This is a genomic window from Pseudooceanicola sediminis, assembly GCF_003575965.1.
Taxonomy (GTDB): domain Bacteria; phylum Pseudomonadota; class Alphaproteobacteria; order Rhodobacterales; family Rhodobacteraceae; genus Pseudooceanicola; species Pseudooceanicola sediminis.
In genome coordinates this window covers 282,250-300,159 of the sequence record NZ_QWJJ01000001.1, presented here as the reverse complement: position 1 = coordinate 300,159, position 17,910 = coordinate 282,250, and the positions used below count along the sequence as shown (strand labels likewise).

At 62.1% G+C, this 17,910-nt stretch carries 15 protein-coding genes; 7 read left to right on the top strand and 8 right to left on the bottom strand.

Annotation, left to right across the window (positions count from 1 at the left end; all coding sequences use genetic code 11):
- Nucleotides 1-61: 61 nt before the first annotated feature.
- The 3 genes from typA to ssb all read right to left on the bottom strand — a co-directional run bounded on the left by typA (nucleotide 62) and on the right by ssb (nucleotide 3,556).
- Entirely contained in the window at nucleotides 62-1,882 is a 1,821-nt protein-coding gene (gene typA, locus DL237_RS01355; RefSeq protein ID WP_119397209.1) for a translational GTPase TypA, read from the bottom strand.
- A 72-nt stretch (nucleotides 1,883-1,954) separates the two neighbouring features.
- Entirely contained in the window at nucleotides 1,955-2,779 is an 825-nt protein-coding gene (locus tag DL237_RS01350) for a GNAT family N-acetyltransferase (protein ID WP_158585572.1), read from the bottom strand.
- Between the two features lie 240 nt (nucleotides 2,780-3,019).
- Nucleotides 3,020-3,556, bottom strand: coding sequence for a single-stranded DNA-binding protein (gene ssb, locus DL237_RS01345; RefSeq protein ID WP_119397207.1), 537 nt, complete (start codon nucleotides 3,554-3,556; stop codon nucleotides 3,020-3,022).
- A 276-nt stretch (nucleotides 3,557-3,832) separates the two neighbouring features.
- Here ssb and DL237_RS01340 point away from each other — a divergent pair, with 276 nt between their 5' ends.
- Nucleotides 3,833-4,426: a lytic transglycosylase domain-containing protein gene (locus DL237_RS01340; protein WP_149884158.1), complete on the top strand. Its 594-nt coding sequence runs from the start codon at nucleotides 3,833-3,835 to the stop codon at nucleotides 4,424-4,426.
- A gap of 78 nt (nucleotides 4,427-4,504) precedes the next feature.
- On the opposite strand, the gene DL237_RS01335 is transcribed toward DL237_RS01340, so the two are convergent.
- The 5 genes from DL237_RS01335 to miaA all read right to left on the bottom strand — a co-directional run bounded on the left by DL237_RS01335 (nucleotide 4,505) and on the right by miaA (nucleotide 12,075).
- Nucleotides 4,505-6,586: a dipeptide ABC transporter ATP-binding protein gene (locus DL237_RS01335; RefSeq protein ID WP_119397206.1), complete on the bottom strand. Its 2,082-nt coding sequence runs from the start codon at nucleotides 6,584-6,586 to the stop codon at nucleotides 4,505-4,507.
- Between the two features lie 120 nt (nucleotides 6,587-6,706).
- Entirely contained in the window at nucleotides 6,707-7,903 is a 1,197-nt protein-coding gene (locus tag DL237_RS01330; protein ID WP_119397205.1) for an ABC transporter permease, read from the bottom strand.
- Between the two features lie 14 nt (nucleotides 7,904-7,917).
- Entirely contained in the window at nucleotides 7,918-8,961 is a 1,044-nt protein-coding gene (locus DL237_RS01325) for an ABC transporter permease (protein ID WP_119397204.1), read from the bottom strand.
- 119 nt (nucleotides 8,962-9,080) lie between these two features.
- Nucleotides 9,081-10,724, bottom strand: coding sequence for an ABC transporter substrate-binding protein (locus tag DL237_RS01320; protein WP_119397203.1), 1,644 nt, complete (start codon nucleotides 10,722-10,724; stop codon nucleotides 9,081-9,083).
- Nucleotides 10,725-11,133: 409 nt separating this feature from the next.
- Nucleotides 11,134-12,075: a tRNA (adenosine(37)-N6)-dimethylallyltransferase MiaA gene (miaA, locus tag DL237_RS01315; protein ID WP_119397202.1), complete on the bottom strand. Its 942-nt coding sequence runs from the start codon at nucleotides 12,073-12,075 to the stop codon at nucleotides 11,134-11,136.
- Between the two features lie 41 nt (nucleotides 12,076-12,116).
- On the opposite strand from miaA, the gene pyrH reads away from it, so the two are divergent.
- From pyrH to rseP, 6 genes are all read left to right on the top strand, one after another.
- Complete coding sequence (pyrH, locus tag DL237_RS01310; RefSeq protein WP_119397201.1) at nucleotides 12,117-12,845, top strand: UMP kinase; 729 nt, start codon at nucleotides 12,117-12,119, stop codon at nucleotides 12,843-12,845.
- A 159-nt stretch (nucleotides 12,846-13,004) separates the two neighbouring features.
- Complete coding sequence (gene frr, locus DL237_RS01305; protein ID WP_119397200.1) at nucleotides 13,005-13,568, top strand: ribosome recycling factor; 564 nt, start codon at nucleotides 13,005-13,007, stop codon at nucleotides 13,566-13,568.
- 70 nt (nucleotides 13,569-13,638) lie between these two features.
- Complete coding sequence (gene uppS, locus DL237_RS01300) at nucleotides 13,639-14,370, top strand: polyprenyl diphosphate synthase (protein WP_119397199.1); 732 nt, start codon at nucleotides 13,639-13,641, stop codon at nucleotides 14,368-14,370.
- Between the two features lie 3 nt (nucleotides 14,371-14,373).
- Nucleotides 14,374-15,162: a phosphatidate cytidylyltransferase gene (locus tag DL237_RS20690; protein WP_149884159.1), complete on the top strand. Its 789-nt coding sequence runs from the start codon at nucleotides 14,374-14,376 to the stop codon at nucleotides 15,160-15,162.
- 3 nt (nucleotides 15,163-15,165) lie between these two features.
- Nucleotides 15,166-16,350: a 1-deoxy-D-xylulose-5-phosphate reductoisomerase gene (gene dxr, locus DL237_RS20685; protein WP_149884160.1), complete on the top strand. Its 1,185-nt coding sequence runs from the start codon at nucleotides 15,166-15,168 to the stop codon at nucleotides 16,348-16,350.
- Nucleotides 16,350-17,711, top strand: a complete 1,362-nt coding sequence (rseP, locus tag DL237_RS01290; RefSeq protein WP_119397198.1) for an RIP metalloprotease RseP — start codon at nucleotides 16,350-16,352, stop codon at nucleotides 17,709-17,711. The genes dxr and rseP overlap by 1 nt, the downstream gene beginning before the upstream one ends.
- Nucleotides 17,712-17,910 lie beyond the last annotated feature (199 nt).

Genomic DNA, 17,910 nt, shown 5'->3' with positions numbered 1-17,910 from the left:
CCTCGGGACATGAAAAAGGCGGCGCAAACAGCGCCGCCTTTTTTGTTTATTGCGTTGTGCCTTATTGGCCGCGCGAGTGGCGCTTGCGCTCATGCGGGTCAAGGAAGCGCTTGCGAATGCGGATCGAAAGCGGCGTGACTTCGACCAGTTCGTCATCGTTGATGTAGGCGATCGCCTCTTCCAGCGACAGGGTGACCGGGGTCGTCAGGCGAACCGCATCATCGGTACCCGAGGCGCGTACGTTGGTCAGTTGCTTGCCCTTCAGCGGGTTCACTTCCAGGTCGTTTTCACGGCTGTGTTCGCCGATGACCATCCCCTGGTAGACGGGGGCCTGCGCACCGATGAAGAACTTGCCGCGATCTTCCAGTTTCCAAAGGGCGTAGGCAACTGCGGTGCCATCGTCCATGGAGATCAGAACGCCCGCGCGGCGGCCCGGGATCGCACCCTTGTGCGGTGCCCAGCTGTGGAACACGCGGTTCAACACGCCGGTACCGCGCGTGTCGGTCAGGAACTCACCATGATAGCCGATCAGGCCGCGAGACGGGACATGCGCGATGATCCGCGTCTTGCCGGCGCCGGCCTGTTTCATCTCGGTCAGGTCGCCCTTGCGCGCGCCAGTGATCTTTTCGATCACGGCCCCGGAGTATTCATCGTCGACGTCAATGGTGACTTCTTCGATCGGCTCCAGTTTTTCGCCGTTCTCGCCTTCCTTCATGATCACCTGCGGACGCGAGATCGAAAGCTCGAACCCTTCGCGGCGCATGTTCTCGATCAGGACGCCCATCTGAAGTTCGCCACGGCCGGAAACTTCGAATGCCTCGCCGCCGGGGGTGTCCTTGACCTTGATGGCGACGTTCGATTCGGCCTCTTTCATCAGGCGCTCGCGAATGACGCGGGACTGCACCTTCTTGCCATCCCGGCCAGCCAGCGGCGAATCGTTTATGCCGAAGGTCACTGTGATGGTCGGCGGGTCGATCGGTTGTGCATCCAGCGGCGTCTCGACGGCCAGGGCGCAGATCGTGTCGGCCACGGTCGCCTTGGTCATGCCGGCGATGGAAACGATATCGCCTGCCTGTGCCTCGTCGATGTCCTGCTGACCAAGGCCACGGAACGCCTGGATCTTGGTGACGCGGAACTGTTCGATCTTTTGGCCGATGCGCGACAAGGCCTGCACGGTCGCGCCGACTTTCAGTTTGCCGGATTCGACACGGCCCGTCAGGATGCGACCCACGAAGGGGTCGGAGCCGAGGGTCGTGGCCAGCATGGTAAAGTCTTCGTCCTGGCGCGCGACCTGTTTCGGGCGCGGCACGTGGTTGACGACCAGGTTGAACAGGGCCGAGAGGTCCTTGCGCGGGCCGTCCAGCTCGGCATCGCACCAGCCGTTGCGGCCAGAGGCATAAAGATGCGGAAAATCAAGCTGATCGTCGTTCGCGCCGAGGCTTGCGAACAGGTCGAAGCATTCGTCGAGCGCGCGGTCGGGCTCGGCATCGGGCTTGTCGACCTTGTTCAGGACAACGATCGGGCGCAGCCCAAGGGCCAGCGCCTTGGAGGTCACGAATTTTGTCTGGGGCATCGGGCCTTCGGCCGCGTCGACCAGCAGGACGACACCGTCGACCATCGACAGGATACGTTCGACTTCACCGCCGAAATCGGCGTGGCCGGGCGTATCGACGATGTTGATCCGCAGGCCCTTCCATTCGACCGAGGTCGCCTTGGCGAGGATGGTGATGCCCCGTTCACGTTCGAGGTCGTTCGAGTCCATCGCACGTTCGGCCACGGCCTGGTTGGCGCGGAAAGCACCCGACTGTTTCAGAAGCTCATCCACAAGCGTGGTTTTACCGTGGTCCACGTGAGCGATGATGGCGATGTTGCGCAGGTCCATTGGACATCCCTTATTAGCTTGCGCTCGCGCCTATACCGGCTCGGCGAGAATTGCCAGAGGAAAGGCGAGAACTCAGCCGATCAGCCGCCCAAGGGGGGCGGTTGCGCGACTATAGAGCCACGTGTGGCCCGATTGTTCGCATCTGGCGCCTGTGCCCAGCTTGAACCGCGCCAGGCCTGCGCTGCGCACCGTGTCGACCACCCCGAGATCCAGTTGCGTGAAGCCGCGCGCGTTCAGCCAACAGCTCGCCTGCCAGATCAGCAGGTTTTGCGCAGAGGCCGCGCGTCCTTCCCATCCGCTCCAGCCGATGTGATAGGTGGCGCCGGGGTGGTGCAGCAGGAGGAGCAGGGCGGCAATTGGCGTGCCACGCGATCTTGCAACGAACAACCGGCTGTCTGGCCAGCTGAGAGCAAAGCTGTGGGGCAGGGCGCGGTAGCCCCTTTGCTGACGTTGCGCGCGATCCAGGGGCAACAGCCAATGGCCCGGCGCAGCGCCAAACCGGCTGTGGGTGACGGTAAGCGACTTGCGTTCGCCGGACGACAGACGGTTGCGCCATTTCTGGTGCATGCCGCTGCGGCGCAGGTCGTCGGGTCGTGCCAGGTCGAGCACGGCATGTGTTTGCGGCGTCATGACAGGGATCGCGCCGGTGCCGCGCAAGGCGGCGTCCATCGACATGTCCCTTGCGCTGAGCAACGTGATCCGGTGGAGCTTTGTGAAATCCGGCAACCTGCGCGGTGCCGGCAGCCAGGACAGCCACAGGGGGCCGATGCGACGTTCGACGACGAGAGTTGTCCCATCATCCTCAAGCACACCGACCTGTGCCCCCAGGGCTGCCAGCGTCGTCGCGTAGAAGGGATGCTGCTGTAGACGCACTGCATCAGCCGCGGGCCGGGCCACAGCGGCCTCTTTCGTTGTTTCGAAACCGGCAAATCCATCAGCTTTCATAGACCTGTTAAGACTGTGAAAACCTTATTTATGGTTAATGCTGGCCATGACGCTGAATATTTCCGACCTCAGAATAGAACAAAGCCGCCCGACATGGCAGGCGGCCTTGCTTGTGTTCATCGGTCTGGCAGCGCCGGTCTTTGTTGTTCTGACCCTGCTGGACTGGATGCTATGGGCGGCGCCGGCCGCCGATCAGAACGGGATTTCGTCGTCGATATCGCGGTTGGGGGTACCACCGCCACCGCCGCTGCCGCCACCGTAGCCGCCGCCCGAGCCGCCACGGTCGTCATAGCCGCCACCCGAACCACCACGGTCATCGTAGCCACCGCCACCACCGCCGCCAAAGGAACCGCCGCCACCGCCGCTGCCGCCTTCGTTACGGCCATCCAGCATGGTCAGTTCGGATTTGAAGGGGCGCAACACGATTTCGGTCGAATACTTGTCGACGCCGCTTTGATCCTGCCACTTGCGGGTTTCAAGCTGGCCTTCGATATAGACCTTGGATCCCTTGCGCAGGTATTGTTCCGCGACGCGCACCAGGGGTTCGGAAAAGATGGCGACGGAATGCCATTCCGTCCGCTCACGGCGTTCGCCACTGTTGCGGTCTTTCCACGTCTCGGACGTGGCAATCCGCAGGTTGCAGACCTTGCCGCCATTGGCAAAGTTCCGCACTTCGGGGTCGCGCCCCAGATTGCCGATCAGGATGACCTTGTTGACAGATCCAGCCATGTCGCAATTCCCCTTCGTTCGAAAAGCGTATCCGTTAAACCATATGGCAGACCGCGAATCCGCAGCAGCCGTTTGCAGGGTTACAACAGAGCGACGACGAAAGGTAAAGTTTCAGAAAAGTTCCCTGAAAATATCTCCCGTCGGGCACGATGGGCGGGCCGCTGCCGATGTTGACGTAAAGGGGTGCAATTTTTCAAGCCTCCGCGCTAAGGTGCACGCCGAAAACGATGACCCGATGTCCTTTGGGGGGATGGCGGGTGGGACAGGTAAAAGGGGATGCGGGTGAAGCTGCACATTTTGTTCTGCGCCACGGCGATGGCGCTTGCCCTGCCGATAGCGGTTTCCGCGGACGTTCTGGCCTCCAAGGCGCGCAAGGCACAGTTCAGCGCACAGACAAGGGTTCTCGACACCCGCTCCGCGCAGCAATATTCGGCCTCGGTCCGCCTGCAACCTCAGGCTTTCGAAGCACCGACCAAATGGGGCACGGCCCTCTACAAAGGTCGTTACAACGGTCCGTACCTGGACATGGCGCGCTCGGCCGCTCGGCGGCATGGGGTGCCCGAGGGGCTCTTTTTGCGGCTCGTGCAGCAGGAGAGCGGCTGGAGCGCAACGGCGCAATCCGTCAAGGGGGCCTTCGGTCTGGCCCAGCTGATGCCTGACACCGCCCGCGTCCTCAACGTCGATGCCAGTGATCCATATGAAAACCTGGACGGCGGCGCGCGATACCTGGCGCTTCAATACCGTGAATTCGGTTCCTGGCCCCTGGCGCTTGCCGCCTATAACGCGGGTCCGAAAGTGGTCAAGCGGTACGGCGGTATCCCCCCCTATGCCGAAACGCAGAACTACGTGAAGGTCATCTGGGGCGGCTGAGACGCGCCCGCACTTTCCCGCACTCAGATCACCGCTGCGAAATCAGGCCGCCGGCACGCCTTGGGCAGGGGCCGCAGATCACTCTGCTGCGGTCCTGATGACCGGTTCCATCTGCTGAAACTGTGCATCCGCCAGGTGGCACTTGATTTCATGCCCGTCGGCAATCGTGCGGCGGGGGGGGACCTCGCGGTCACACAGGTCGTCCGGCACCATGGATTTCCAGCGACACCGCGTCTGAAACGGGCATCCGGTCGGCGGATTCATCGCAGAGGGAATATCCCCCTCCAGCACGATATGTGCCTTTTCAACTGTCGTATCGGCAATCGGCACGGCAGACAAAAGGGCCTCGGTGTAGGGGTGATAGGGCGGGGCAAAGACCTGATCCGTTGTCCCGATCTCGACCACATGGCCAAGGTACATGACCAGCACGCGGTCGCTGAGATAGCGCACGATCGACAGATCATGAGAGATAAACAGCAGAGTGGTCTTTTCCTCGCGCTGAATTTCCATCAGCAGATCCGTCACAGCGGCCTGTACCGACACGTCCAGCGCCGAAACCGGTTCATCCGCCACCACGATCCGTGCACCACCTGCAAAGGCCCGTGCTATCCCGACCCGCTGCTTTTGCCCCCCCGACAGTTGTCGCGGCATGCGGTCGGCAAAGGCGCGCGGCAGTTTCACCAGGTCGAGCAGCGTCAGCATTCGCTCCCGTCGGGCCGCGTTGCTGTCTCCGATGCCGAAAACCTCCAACGCGCGGGTGATCTGCCGTCCCACGGTCATCGACGGGTTCAGCGTGTCAAAGGGGTTCTGAAACACCATCTGCACATCTGCAATCGTGCGGGCCCCGCGCTTTTCGATCGCCGTGTTCTGAATTTCGCGATCATCCAGCAGAATCGTGCCAGAGGTCGCTGTTTCCAGCCCCAACAGCACCTTGGCCAGGGTGGACTTGCCGCAACCGCTCTCGCCGACAATCGCCAGGGTCTCGCTTTCGCGGGCCTCGAAACTCAGGGTTTCATTGGCCTTCACGACCTTCCTTTCGCCCCGGCCAAACAAAGCCGAGGCCGCGACCTCGTAATATTTCTTCAGATCCTGAACCTTCAGCACCGTGCGCCCGATCTCGCCCTTGGTGTTCTGCGTGCCCGCGCCATAATCGGCGTGCCAGTCAATCTCGTCATGTCGCAGGCACCGCGTGGTATGCGCCGCGTCGCCTGTGACAGGCGCCATCGGAATGTCCTGCACATCACATCGTCCAGCTTCGAAATAGTCGCAACGGGGGCCGAAGTTGCACCCGGGCGGGCGCTCATGCGGCAGGGGGAAATTGCCCGGAATGGCTTTTAGCGGTCGCGCTGTCTTGTCGGCCCCGGGCAGCGGAATGGACCGGAACAGCGCTTGTGTATAGGGATGGCGCATGCTGTCGAAGACATCTCCGATCGACCCACGCTCCACCGCCTCGCCGGAATACATCACGCAGATCTTGTCACAGGTCTCCAGCACCAGGCCAAGGTTGTGGCTGATGAACAGCATTGATGTTCCGTATTTCTTGCCAAGATCCCGCACCAGTTCGACAATGGCGGCCTCCACGGTCACGTCCAGCGCCGTCGTCGGCTCGTCCAGGATCAACAGGGCGGGTTTCGACATCAGCGCCATGGCAATGACGATGCGCTGCTGCTGGCCCCCCGACAGCTGGTGTGGAAAGGCTTTCAGGATCCGCTCGGGGTCGGGCAGCTTGACATCCGTCACCACCTGAAGCGCCCTTGCCCGCGCCTCTTTCGCGCCGATCCCCTCATGGATCATCGGCACTTCCATCAACTGCTGGCCGATGCGCATCGCGGGGTTCAGGCTGGCCATCGGCTCTTGATAGATCATGGCAATCTCGCTGCCGCGGATTGCCCGCAATTCGCCGTCGCTCATCGCGCCAAGATCGCGCCCCTTGAACCTGATCGTCCCTCCGACGACCCTGCCGTTCACCCCCAGATCCTGCATCACTCCCAAAGCTACCGTCGACTTGCCACAGCCACTTTCCCCGACCAGCCCGACTGCCTCACCAGGGCGTACGGAAACGGAAAAATCCATGACCGCCGGGATCTCTCTCAGCCGCGTGAAAAAGGAAATCGACAGGTTGTCGATCTCCAGAATGGGTCCGTCATACGCGTCGTCCATGACACCTCTCCCGGGGTTTGTGGGCCCCTGTTTCAATCGCGGCGGGCAGGTCTGCCCTGGTTTCCCTGTTGCAAAATATCCCGGGGGTCCGGGGGCTGGCCCCCGGTCCGGAACCTGTAATCAGTCCCTGAGGCTTTCTTCCCGCAACCCGTCTGCCAACAGGTTCAGGCCCAGCACAAGGCTCAGCAGCGCCACGGCGGGCACGATTGCGGCATGGGGATAGATCGACAGCAACTTGCGCCCCTGGTTGATGGTGCTGCCCCAGTCCGGGCTCTCGGGGGGCAAGCCCAGTCCGAAAAAACCCAGCGTACCGAGCAAGATCGTCGTATACCCGATGCGAAGGCAGAAATCGACGATCAGCGGCCCGCGCGCGTTTGGCAGGATCTCCCACAACATGATGTACCATGGGCCCTCGCCACGGGTCTGGGCCGCGGCCACGTAGTCGCGCGTCTTGATGTCCAGCGTCAGCCCCCGCACGATGCGAAACACGGTTGGCGCGTTGACGAAGACGACCGAGACGAACACCACCAGTATCCCGGCCGGCACGTTGAACAGATCCAGCTCGCTTGGCCAGAACCGCACCACCGTTATCGGGTCCGAAATCAACGACAGATACAACCAGCCCAACACGACCAGCAGCACCACAAGGATGATATTGCGCCGTGTGGGCTGCGTATGGAACCGTGCATTGATCAGCACGATCAGGAAAACGATGGGAAACAGGAACAGCACGATGGCCATGTAGCTCGGGATGCCGGTTTCGACCATTTCGGGTGTCACCAGCAGATAGAACAGCAAGATCACGGGAAACGCCAGGATCAGGTTGGCCAGAAAACTCAACCCGGTGTCCAGCTTGCCGCCGATATAGCCTGCCGGCAGTCCCAGCGTGATCCCGACCATGAAGGAAAACAGTGTCGCCAGCGGCGCGATGCGGATCACCACCCAGGCGCCCTCGATCATCCGGCTGAACACATCCCGCGCCAGCGTGTCGCCACCCAGCAGGTAATAGGGATATTCCCCCTCGGCGGCGCCGCGGAGCGGGGTGCCGGGCAGCTTGTTCTTCATGCCGGTCGCCGCCGACAGTGGATCATGCGTCACGATCCAGTCGAACAGTCCCACAGCCAGTGCCGTATACACCCAGAACATCACCAGCCCGAAACCCACCGCGCCGATGGTATTGTCGAACAGCTTGCCATACAGGCCCAGCCGCCGCTTGAAGGCGATCGACAGGCCGAATGTAACAGCCAACGCGATCCACACGGGGATGAAGCGGATGAGGATGCGCAGAATGATCGCGCCCCAGGACAGGTCTTCCATGGTTTCGATCCTCCTCAGGACATCCGGATGCGCGGATTCAGGTAGACATAGCCGATATCCGAAATCAGCTGCGTCACCAGGACCACGATCACCGAAACCACCGAAATGCCCAGCAGCAGGTCGATGTCATTGTTCCCGGCGGCTTGAACCAAAGCCCAGCCCAGCCCCTTGAAATTGAACAACGTTTCGACAATCACCACTCCGTTCAGCAACCATGGAAATTGCAGCATGATCACTGTGAAGGGGGCAATCAGGGCATTCCTCAGGGCATGTTTCAGCACGATGTTGCGAAACGACACGCCTTTCAGGCGCGCGGTCCGCACGTATTGTGCCGTCATCACCTCGGCCATCGACGCCCGCGTCATCCGTGCGACATAGCCCGTGCCATAAAGCGCGATGGTCAGTACCGGCAGAAAGAAATTCTCGAAATTCGCGCCATCCATGGCCGATGTCGCCGTGCCCTTGAACCATTTCAGCCCCACGGCAGAGGAGGCAAACACGGCAATCAGGATCACCCCCGAGACGTATTCCGGTGTCGCCGTGGTCATGATGGAAACCGTCGACAACGCGCGGTCCAGCTTCGACCCCTCTCGCATGCCGGCCAGAACGCCGATCAGCAGCGCCATCGGCACCATCATCAGCATCACCCAGAACATCAGCTTGCCGGTCTGCGCCAGCCGGATCGCAACGATATGGCTGACATCCTCGCGGAACACCGTACTGCGGCCCCAGTTGCCTTGCAGGATGCCGCAGAACCGTGGCGCGGTGTCGGCGCTCTCTCCTGTCCCGATGCAGCGCCCGGTTGTCGTGCCGTCGCGCTCGTCTGTCCATCCGGGCACGACCCCGAGCCACTCTCCGTAGCGGACGTAGGTCGGACGGGTATAGCCATTATGATCCAGCCAGCGTGCGACCTCTTCGTCGGTCATCCGGCTGTTGCCCTGAAATTTAGCGACCTTCTCAAGGTTCGGCGGCAGATTGGTCAGGTAGAAGACGATGAAGCTGAGGCACAGGGCCGTCAGGATCATCGTCGCCGTCCGTCGCAAGAGGAAGAAGATCATACACTATCCCTGTCAGTGGCGGTGGGGCATCGATGGCCCCTTATTGTTCTGGCGTCCGCAGGAGGTGGAAGCACTATGATCGCCGGGGCCAGCTGTCAGCGGCGGCCCCGGCAGCGGGATCAGGCGTCGATCCACCATTTGTAGTGATGCAGCTCGATCGAGGGGTGCATGTCTGCCCCCATCACCTCGGGCTTGGCGTGGTTGTAGAGAGACCGCCAGTAAGGCTGGATCATCACGCCTTCATCCAGCATGATCTGCTCCAGCTTGGCCATCACGTCCTTGCGCTTGTCGGCGTCGGCGATCGACAGGGCCTCGGCCAGCAGCGCATCGAACTCCGGGTTCGACATCGCGGATTCGTTCCACGGCACGCCTGACTTGTAGGCCAGCGACAGCACCTGAACGCCCAGTGGACGCATGGCCCAGTCGGTCGCGGACCACGGGTAGGACAGCCAGTCATTCCAGAATGTCGAACCGGGCAGGATCTTGCGTTCGATGTTGATACCGGCATCGCGCACCTGGGCCGCGACCGCGTCGCAGGTTTCGGAAATCCACTGATCGTCGATCGAAATCAGCTCGAACACCGTATCGGCATGTCCTGCCTCTTCCAGCATTGCGCGGGCTTTTTCGGTGTCGGTCGGGATTGCCGGGATCTCGGCATAATCGGGGTGTACCGGGCAGACGTGGTGATTTTCCGCGACGGTGCCATAGCCCGCATAGCCAAGTTCCAGAACAACGGCGTTGTCGACGGCCATGGTCAGTGCCTGCCGCACCTTGACGTCGTCATATGGTGCGTTGGTCTGGTTGAACCGGATGGCCAGCGTCGCGGCAGTGATCGCCTCGGATTGTTTCCAGTCCATCGCCGTCAGCACTTCGATGAATTCGCCGGTTGACTGGTAGGTCATGTCGATCTCGTCGGCATCCGCCGCTGCCACCCACGACGCCATGTCGGAGCCGAAATCGATGAATTCGATCCGGTCCAGATAGGCACCTGTACCCCACCAGTCGTGATCGGTGTTCTTGATCAGCACCTGTTTGACGCCAACCTCGTTGGCTTCGGGCAGGAAGGGGCCGGTGCCGATGGGGTTTTCCGACGGATCGCCGCCATCGTAGCTCTGGTGCACGATGGCTGCGGGATAGTCGGCAAAGTTCGCGATGATCGTGATGTCGGGCACCGAGCAGACCAGCTTGACGGTTTGGTCGTCGACAACCGTAATCGCATCATCCCGCGCCATGCCCGTCTCTTCATCGATCAGCGACGACATGCGCGATGCCATGGAGTTGCCCTCGGCATTGGCTTCGCACCAGCGCGCGATGTTGAATGCCACGTCTTCTGCGGTAAAGGGATCACCGTTATTCCATGTCACGCCCGGGCGCACATGCAGCAGGTATTCGGTGGCGTCGTCATTTACGTCCCAGCTCTCCAGCAGCATCGGGTCGAAGGAGCCGTCTTTCTGGTACTCGACGAGGTACTCCAGCCAGCCGCGCGAAAAGTTGGCCATTTCCGACCAGTCATAGCTGCGGGGGTCCTTCAATGCGCGCGTCTGCATGTTCATGCGCAGCGTGCCCCCCATCTTCGGCTCGGCTGTCTGGGCCTGTGCCTCTTGTGCGATGCCGCCAAGGGCATAGGCGGTTGTCGTGGCGACGCCCAGTGCAGAGGCGCGGGTCAGAAATTCACGGCGGCTCAGCTTGCCTGCCTTGAATTCATCGGCGTACATGCTGGCCGCCGGGTGAACCCGCCCCAGCGGTGTATTGCGATACGTCATGCTATTCTCCCTGTGACTTTCAAATTCTCATGCCGGGGATCTAGGTCCTTTCGGCGCGATGTCCTTGTCTATTTCGGACCGTCTTGTGCGGACCGTTTCTGTTCTTGCATTGCGCACGCAAACGGGCGGCAGGTCAATTCGCGTGTCGCCATTCGCGGACCTGAAAACGACATTGGTGCAATTCAAATGCGACATGTCCGAAAGCGCAAGCCGAAAGCCGCGTGTCGCGGGGTTTCGCAGGGGTAGCGTGGCAGTATGACAGGGGTATTTCCAGCCTATTTCGGGGCACGGCATGTCGCGCGTTTTCGCCTTGTACCAAAGGAAAGCGAAGGAACGGCGACACAGCTGTCATGGGTGCACGGGTCGCCGCGCCGGGTCAATCAAGCGGGGTGGCGGCGGTCCGACGATATCAGGGCGTTATGGCGGTCCAGGTTGTCATGCGGGCGCGAAACCACGTGCGCTGGCGCTTGGCAAACTGGCGCGTGGCGATGACGGCAGCCTCGCGCGCGGCGTCCAGCGTCATCTCGCCTCGCAGATGCGCGATCAGCTCCGGGGCACCGATCGCCTTGCTTGATGGAAGCGCAGGATCCCAGCCCGGCAGATTGGCACGCGCTTCCTCCAGCGCGCCCTGCGCCAGCATCAGGTCAAAGCGGTTCTCGATGCGCGGGCTCAGCCAGTCTTTGGGCGCATCCAGAACCAGTCGCTCGGTGGCACTGTCGGGCAGCAACGGGGCAGGGGTTGCGTCCTGCCATGCGGCGATGCCCCGACCGGTGGCGCGCAGCACCTCCCAGGCGCGCTGAACCCGCGCCGGGTTGGCCATGTCGATACGCGCCGCGCTTGCCGGGTCGATCTCTTCGCGCATCTGCGCCAGGGCCCCTTGTTCGCGCAAGGCATCACCCGCAGACCGCACCGCCGCGGGAATCGGTGGGATTTCCGCCAGACCTTCGGTCAGCGCCCGAAAATACAGTCCCGTGCCCCCGATGATGATCAACCGATCAGGTCCTTGCAACAGGCTCTCCACCTCACGCAGCCACTCCCCGACACTATAGGAATGATCCGCCGCGACATGACCGAACAGCCTGTGGGGATGGGCATCTTCATCGGCCTGGCTGGGCCGCGCGGTCAGCACCCGCCAGTTGGCATAGACCTGTATGGCATCTGCATTCACGATGACGCCGCCATCCTGTGCCGCGATCCGCATGGCCAGCGCCGATTTTCCCGACGCGGTCGGTCCCGCGATAAGTATCGGGCGTTCTACGGAAAGGCCCTGGACCCGGTTGATCTGCAAAACGCTCTTTCTCCTCTCGGTCAGGCCATTTCGCGCATTGAACCTGACCGGCTTTTCAGACATTTTGCGCCCGATCCTATTACCCCGTCACGCAGGAGTGCAACATGGCCGAAAGTGTTCAGGAGCCCACCTACAAGCGGGTCTTGTTGAAAATCTCAGGCGAGGCTCTGATGGGTCCGCAAGGCTACGGCCTGCATCCGCCCACTGTCGAACGGATTGCCCGAGAGGTAAAGTCGGTCAGCGACCTGGGTGTCGAGATCTGCATGGTCATCGGTGGCGGCAATATCTTTCGCGGCCTGGCCGGATCGGCGCAGGGCATGGAACGCACGACAGCCGATTACATGGGGATGCTGGCAACGGTGATGAACGCGCTGGCGATGCAATCCTCGCTTGAGGAGATCGGGGTGTTCACCCGCGTGATCAGCGCCATTCGCATGGATGAAGTGGCCGAACCCTACATTCGCCGTCGCGCCGTGCGTCACCTTGAGAAAAAGCGCGTCTGCATCTTTGCCGCCGGAACGGGAAACCCTTATTTCACCACCGACACTGCGGCGACGCTGCGCGCAAACGAAATGGCCTGCGAGGCGATCTTCAAAGGCACGAAGGTTGATGGCGTCTACGACAAGGATCCGATGAAGCACGCAGACGCCAAACGCTATGACACGGTGACCTACGACGAAGTGCTCGCGCAGCACCTGAACGTCATGGACGCATCGGCAATCGCGCTGGCACGCGACAACCGCAAGCCGATCATCGTCTTTTCGCTGGACGAGCCGGGCGGGTTCCGTGGCATCCTTGCGGGGCAGGGCACCTATACCAAGGTGCAGGAATAAGCCGACGTCGACACGAAGTGGGGCGGCTGGGCGTCGCGATCATCGCTGCGCCTTGTGCACCGCACCCGGCCTGCGTGCAATTCGTGGGCCGCAGTCTATACAAACTCTGCCCGGTGACGATATAGATGCACCGGATAAGACGACTTGAGGGAATGACAAATGGCCGATGATTTCGAGCTGGATACCGACGACCTGTCCCGGCGCATGGACGGCGCAATCTCCAGCCTCAGAACCGAATTCGCCTCGTTGCGCACTGGCCGGGCCTCCGGTTCGATGTTGGAGCCGATCATGGTCGATGCCTACGGCAGCCCGACCCCGATCAACCAGGTCGGCACCGTCAACGTGCCTGAACCGCGCATGGTTACGATCAACGTCTGGGACAAGGGCCTTGTGAACAAGGTCGAAAAGGCGATCCGCGAGAGCGGCCTGGGCATCAACCCGCAGATGAATGGCACCATCATCATGCTGCCGATCCCGGAGCTGAACGAGGAACGCCGCCGAGAACTGACCAAGGTCGCCGCGCAATATGCCGAACATTGCCGCGTTGCCGTGCGCAACCTGCGCCGTGACGGCATGGACAAGATCAAGAAGGCCAAGGCCGATGGTCTGTCCGAGGACGACCAGAAATTCTGGGAGCAGGAAGTGCAGGATCTGACGAACGCCTATATCGCCAAGGTCGACGAGGCGCTCGAGACGAAGCAAGCCGAGATCATGCAGGTCTGATAGGACACGCCACGCCCCGGTTCGCGCGCAGTCTGCGACCGGGGGGCAGTGGCCATGAAGGGGAGTGCATATGGCGCAGGATGAAGCCACCGTTCCCGCTATGGGACCGCGCCATGTCGCTATCATCATGGATGGTAACGGACGCTGGGCGAAAATGCGGGGGCGGCCGCGTCTGTTTGGCCACCACGCGGGTGCGCGTCGTGTGCGAGAGATCGTCGAGGCCTGCCCCGGTCTGGGCATCGAATACCTGACCATCTTTGCGTTCTCGACCGAGAACTGGAAGAGAACCCAGATCGAGGTTGCCGGTCTGATGAGCCTGTTTCGGTCCTACATCCGCAAGGAAGCGCGCGCGCTTCGGTCGCGCAATGTCTGTGTGCGCTTCATCGGTGATCGTCCCGGTCTTGACGCCAAGCTCCAGCTGTTGATGGACGAGCTTGAGGAAATGACATCGGGGTGCACGGGCACGAACCTGACAATCGCCCTGAACTACGGCGGTCGCGACGAGGTGGCCCGCGCCACCAAGCGGCTGGCCGAAGATGTCGCTGCCGGGCGGCTGGATCCGGGGGCGATCGACGAAGAAACCCTGCCGAGATACCTCGACACATGCGTGTTGCCCGATCCCGACCTGGTCATCCGCACCAGCGGAGAGGCGCGGATCTCGAATTTCCTGCTCTGGCAGTCGGCCTATGCAGAGTATGAGTTCATCGACACGCTATGGCCCGATTTTACCCCTGGTGTGCTGGCCGAAGTGATTGCCAGCTATGCCAGCCGCGATCGTCGCTTTGGCGGCGCGAAAGGCTGAGTGATGGCACAACGCAATTGGTCCGATCTTGCGCCGCGCATGATCTCCGGTGTGGCTATGGTTCTGATCGGCATGACGTTGATCTGGATCGGCGGGCATTGGTTCCGCCTGTCCATTGCCCTGGTTTCGGGCGGCATGGTGTGGGAACTGGCGCGCATGATCGCGCCCGAAAATCGCGCGATGCCGTTGCAGATGGGCGGCATTGCCGGTCTTTGCCTGGCGCTGTCGCTGTATCTGCCGGGGGGGCTGGCGCTGCCGTTTCTGCTAGCACCGTCGATGGTGGGGATCTCGCTGGTGCCGCATCGGCGCACGATGTTCCTGACATTCTGCGCCATGATCCTCTTGTCCGGTTACGGGATGGTACGCCTGCGCGATGACCAGGGCATCATCTGGCTGGGCTGGCTGGTGGCCGTGGTGGTTGTGACCGATGTGGCGGGCTATTTCGCCGGTCGTCTGATCGGCGGGCCAAAGTTCTGGCCCCGCGTCAGCCCGAAAAAGACGTGGTCGGGCACTGCGGCAGGCTGGGTCGCGGCGGCCGTCATCGGTGTCATTTTCGGCATCTGGACCGGTGAAGGCATCCAGATGGCGGGTATCTCGGTTGCGCTGTCGATGGCCTCGCAGATGGGGGACATGGCCGAAAGTGCCGCGAAACGCCGCGTCGGGATCAAGGACAGCTCGAACCTCATTCCCGGACATGGCGGCCTGCTCGATCGCTTTGACGGGATGCTCGGCGCGTCGCTGATGCTGCTGATCACCGGACCCTGGACGGGGTTGTTCTTCATCGTAGGATAAACCATGCGACGCATTTCCATCCTCGGGGCCACCGGGTCTATCGGGCAGAGTACCATTGACCTGATCGCCCGGCGGCCCGAGGCCTTTGCGGTTGAGGCGCTGACCGGTGGCCACAACATCGCACAGCTGGCCCGCGATGCCGTCGCTCTGAACGCCCGCATCGCCGTCACCGCGCACGAGGCGCACCTGGAGGATCTGCGCGCCGCCCTGTCTGGCAGCGGGATCGAGGCAGCGGCAGGCACACAGGCACTTCATGAGGCTGGCGGCCGTCCGGCCGATCTGGTGATGTCGGCCATTGTTGGTGCCGCAGGGTTGGCGCCGGGCCTGGCGGCGCTGCGAAACGGGGCCACGCTGGCACTGGCGAACAAGGAAAGCCTGGTCTGCGCCGGGCCGCTTGTGTTGGCCGAGGCTGCGCGTCACGATGCAACCCTGCTGCCGGTGGACAGCGAACATTCCGCCGTGTTCCAGGCCCTGCAAGGGGAGAGCATCGACAGCGTCGAACGTGTGATCTTGACCGCTTCGGGGGGGGCATTCAGGGATTGGCCGCTCGACGCGCTGGCGCGGGCCACGCCGGAACAGGCCGCGACCCACCCGAACTGGGACATGGGACAGCGCATCACGATCGACAGCGCCTCGATGTTCAACAAGGCATTGGAAGTCATTGAAGCCAAAGAATTCTTTGGTCTGAAACCGGACCAGATAGAGGTGCTTGTCCATCCCGAAAGCCTGGTGCATGCGCTGGTCGGGCATGTCGATGGTGGCATCCTCGCTCACCTCGGCGCACCTGATATGCGCCATGCCATCGGCTATGCGCTCAACTGGCCCGAGCGGGTCGACCTGCCAGTAGAACGTCTTGACCTGGGCCGCGTGGCCAGCCTGACGTTCCGCGCGCCTGATCCCGCCCGCTATCCTGCGCTTGCCATCGCTCAGCGCGTGATGCAGCGCGGCGGAATGTCCGGCGCCGCGATGAACGCGGCCAAGGAGGTGGCGCTGGATGCCTTCATCGACCGGCGTATCGGTTTCATGCAGATGGCCGAGCTCGTCTCGCGCGTTCTTGATCGTCTGGATGCGGACGTGGCCTTGATCGATGCGGATTTCACCCTTGATAACGTCATGGCGGTGGATCACATCGCGCGAACATACGCGGGCGAATGCGTGTCCACCACAGCCAATGCAGGGATGAGTTGATGAATTTTTTGCCAGAGTTCGGCAGTACGCTTTATACCCTGCTGGCTTTCGTGGTCGCCCTTTCGATCATCGTCGCCATCCATGAATACGGTCACTACATCATCGGCCGCGTCTCGGGCATCAAGGCCGAGGTGTTTTCGTTGGGCTTCGGGCCGGTGCTGTTTTCGCGCGTCGACAGGCACGGCACACGCTGGCAATTCGCGGCGCTGCCCTTCGGTGGCTACGTCAAGTTCCTTGGCGATGCCGATGCAGCCTCGGCGGGCAGCGACGGAGAGGCAATCCGCGCGATGAGCGCGCAGGACCGTCGCGCGACAATGCAGGGAGCCCCCCTTTGGGCGCGCGCTGCGACGGTCGCGGCCGGCCCGGTGTTCAACTTCATCCTCTCGACGGTGCTGTTTGCCGTCTTGTTGTTTGCGCGTGGCGACGTGGCGGAACCGATGGCGGTCGGAGCAATGCGTCCGCTGCCCGCCGTTGCGGGCGCGGCGCAACAACCCGATCTGCGTGCGGGCGACGAAATCCGTGCCATCGGTGGCGTCGCCGTTCCAGATTTCAGCGATGCCACCGCGATGAGCCAGTTTGGCGACACCCTTCCCATGGCACCCGTGCTGGACTATGCCGTCACCCGCGAGGGCAGGGAAATCACCGTACCCGGTCCCTATCCCTATCCGCCGATCATCACGCAGCTGTCGCCGAACTCGGCCGCCTACGATATCGGGCTGGAAAAGGGCGACGTGATCACTGCGGTCGACGGAACCTCCATCTTCTCGTTCGAGCAACTGAAGAACAGCGTCAAAGCGTCCAGCGGCGCGCCTTTGCTGCTGAACGTTTGGCGTCCGGGCACCGATACCGCCCTGGAATTCGCCCTGACACCGCGCCGCGTCGACGAACCCGATCCCGCGGGTGGGTTCCGCACGGAATGGCGGATCGGCATCGCCGGTGGAATGGCGTTCGAACTGGCCACCACCCGAGTCGGCGTCCTCGACAGCATCCAGGGCGGTCTGGTGCAGACCTGGCAGGTCATCGTCAGCTCTCTTTCAGGGTTGTATCATATCGCGACCGGCGCGATTTCATCGTGCAACATGACCGGCCCCATCGGCATCGCCAAGACGTCGGGCGCCATGGCAAGTCAGGGCGTCGTCAGCTTTGTGTGGTTCGTAGCGGCACTGTCCACGGGCGTCGGCCTGCTGAACCTGTTTCCGGTGCCGGTGCTGGATGGCGGACACCTGGTGTTTCATGCCTACGAAGCCGTCGCGGGGCGTCCACCTTCCGACCGCGCGCTGCGTGTGCTGATGTTCGCGGGTCTGACCATCGTGCTGGGTGTCATGCTGTTCGCCCTTACGAACGACGTGTTTTGCCCCTGAACATCCCGTGTTGGCCGCCGGCTGCATGTCGCAGGCGGCGGGCCTGAATTGCGATGACATAGGCGGATTTTCACCGGCCCCGGCAGCGCGGATCGGCCATTCCTGCTGGAAACTACATCGGCCATGCGCAGCACCGCGACCCACAACCGATTGGGCGCCATGGCGTTTTGACAAGTGGTTTCTTTCCCGATACTCACGT

Coding starts and splice junctions, on each gene's coding strand:
- DL237_RS01330 (WP_119397205.1), bottom strand. CDS start 7,903: ATGGAAGACCTGTCCTGGGGCGCGATCATTCTGCGCATCCTCATCCGC.
- DL237_RS01335 (WP_119397206.1), bottom strand. CDS start 6,586: ATGGACGACGCGTATGACGGACCCATTCTGGAGATCGACAACCTGTCG.
- DL237_RS20690 (WP_149884159.1), top strand. CDS start 14,374: ATGGCACAACGCAATTGGTCCGATCTTGCGCCGCGCATGATCTCCGGT.
- rseP (WP_119397198.1), top strand. CDS start 16,350: ATGAATTTTTTGCCAGAGTTCGGCAGTACGCTTTATACCCTGCTGGCT.
- uppS (WP_119397199.1), top strand. CDS start 13,639: ATGGCGCAGGATGAAGCCACCGTTCCCGCTATGGGACCGCGCCATGTC.
- DL237_RS01340 (WP_149884158.1), top strand. CDS start 3,833: ATGCGGGTGAAGCTGCACATTTTGTTCTGCGCCACGGCGATGGCGCTT.
- ssb (WP_119397207.1), bottom strand. CDS start 3,556: ATGGCTGGATCTGTCAACAAGGTCATCCTGATCGGCAATCTGGGGCGC.
- frr (WP_119397200.1), top strand. CDS start 13,005: ATGGCCGATGATTTCGAGCTGGATACCGACGACCTGTCCCGGCGCATG.
- pyrH (WP_119397201.1), top strand. CDS start 12,117: ATGGCCGAAAGTGTTCAGGAGCCCACCTACAAGCGGGTCTTGTTGAAA.
- DL237_RS01325 (WP_119397204.1), bottom strand. CDS start 8,961: ATGATCTTCTTCCTCTTGCGACGGACGGCGACGATGATCCTGACGGCC.
- typA (WP_119397209.1), bottom strand. CDS start 1,882: ATGGACCTGCGCAACATCGCCATCATCGCTCACGTGGACCACGGTAAA.
- DL237_RS01320 (WP_119397203.1), bottom strand. CDS start 10,724: ATGACGTATCGCAATACACCGCTGGGGCGGGTTCACCCGGCGGCCAGC.
- dxr (WP_149884160.1), top strand. CDS start 15,166: ATGCGACGCATTTCCATCCTCGGGGCCACCGGGTCTATCGGGCAGAGT.
- miaA (WP_119397202.1), bottom strand. CDS start 12,075: ATGTCTGAAAAGCCGGTCAGGTTCAATGCGCGAAATGGCCTGACCGAG.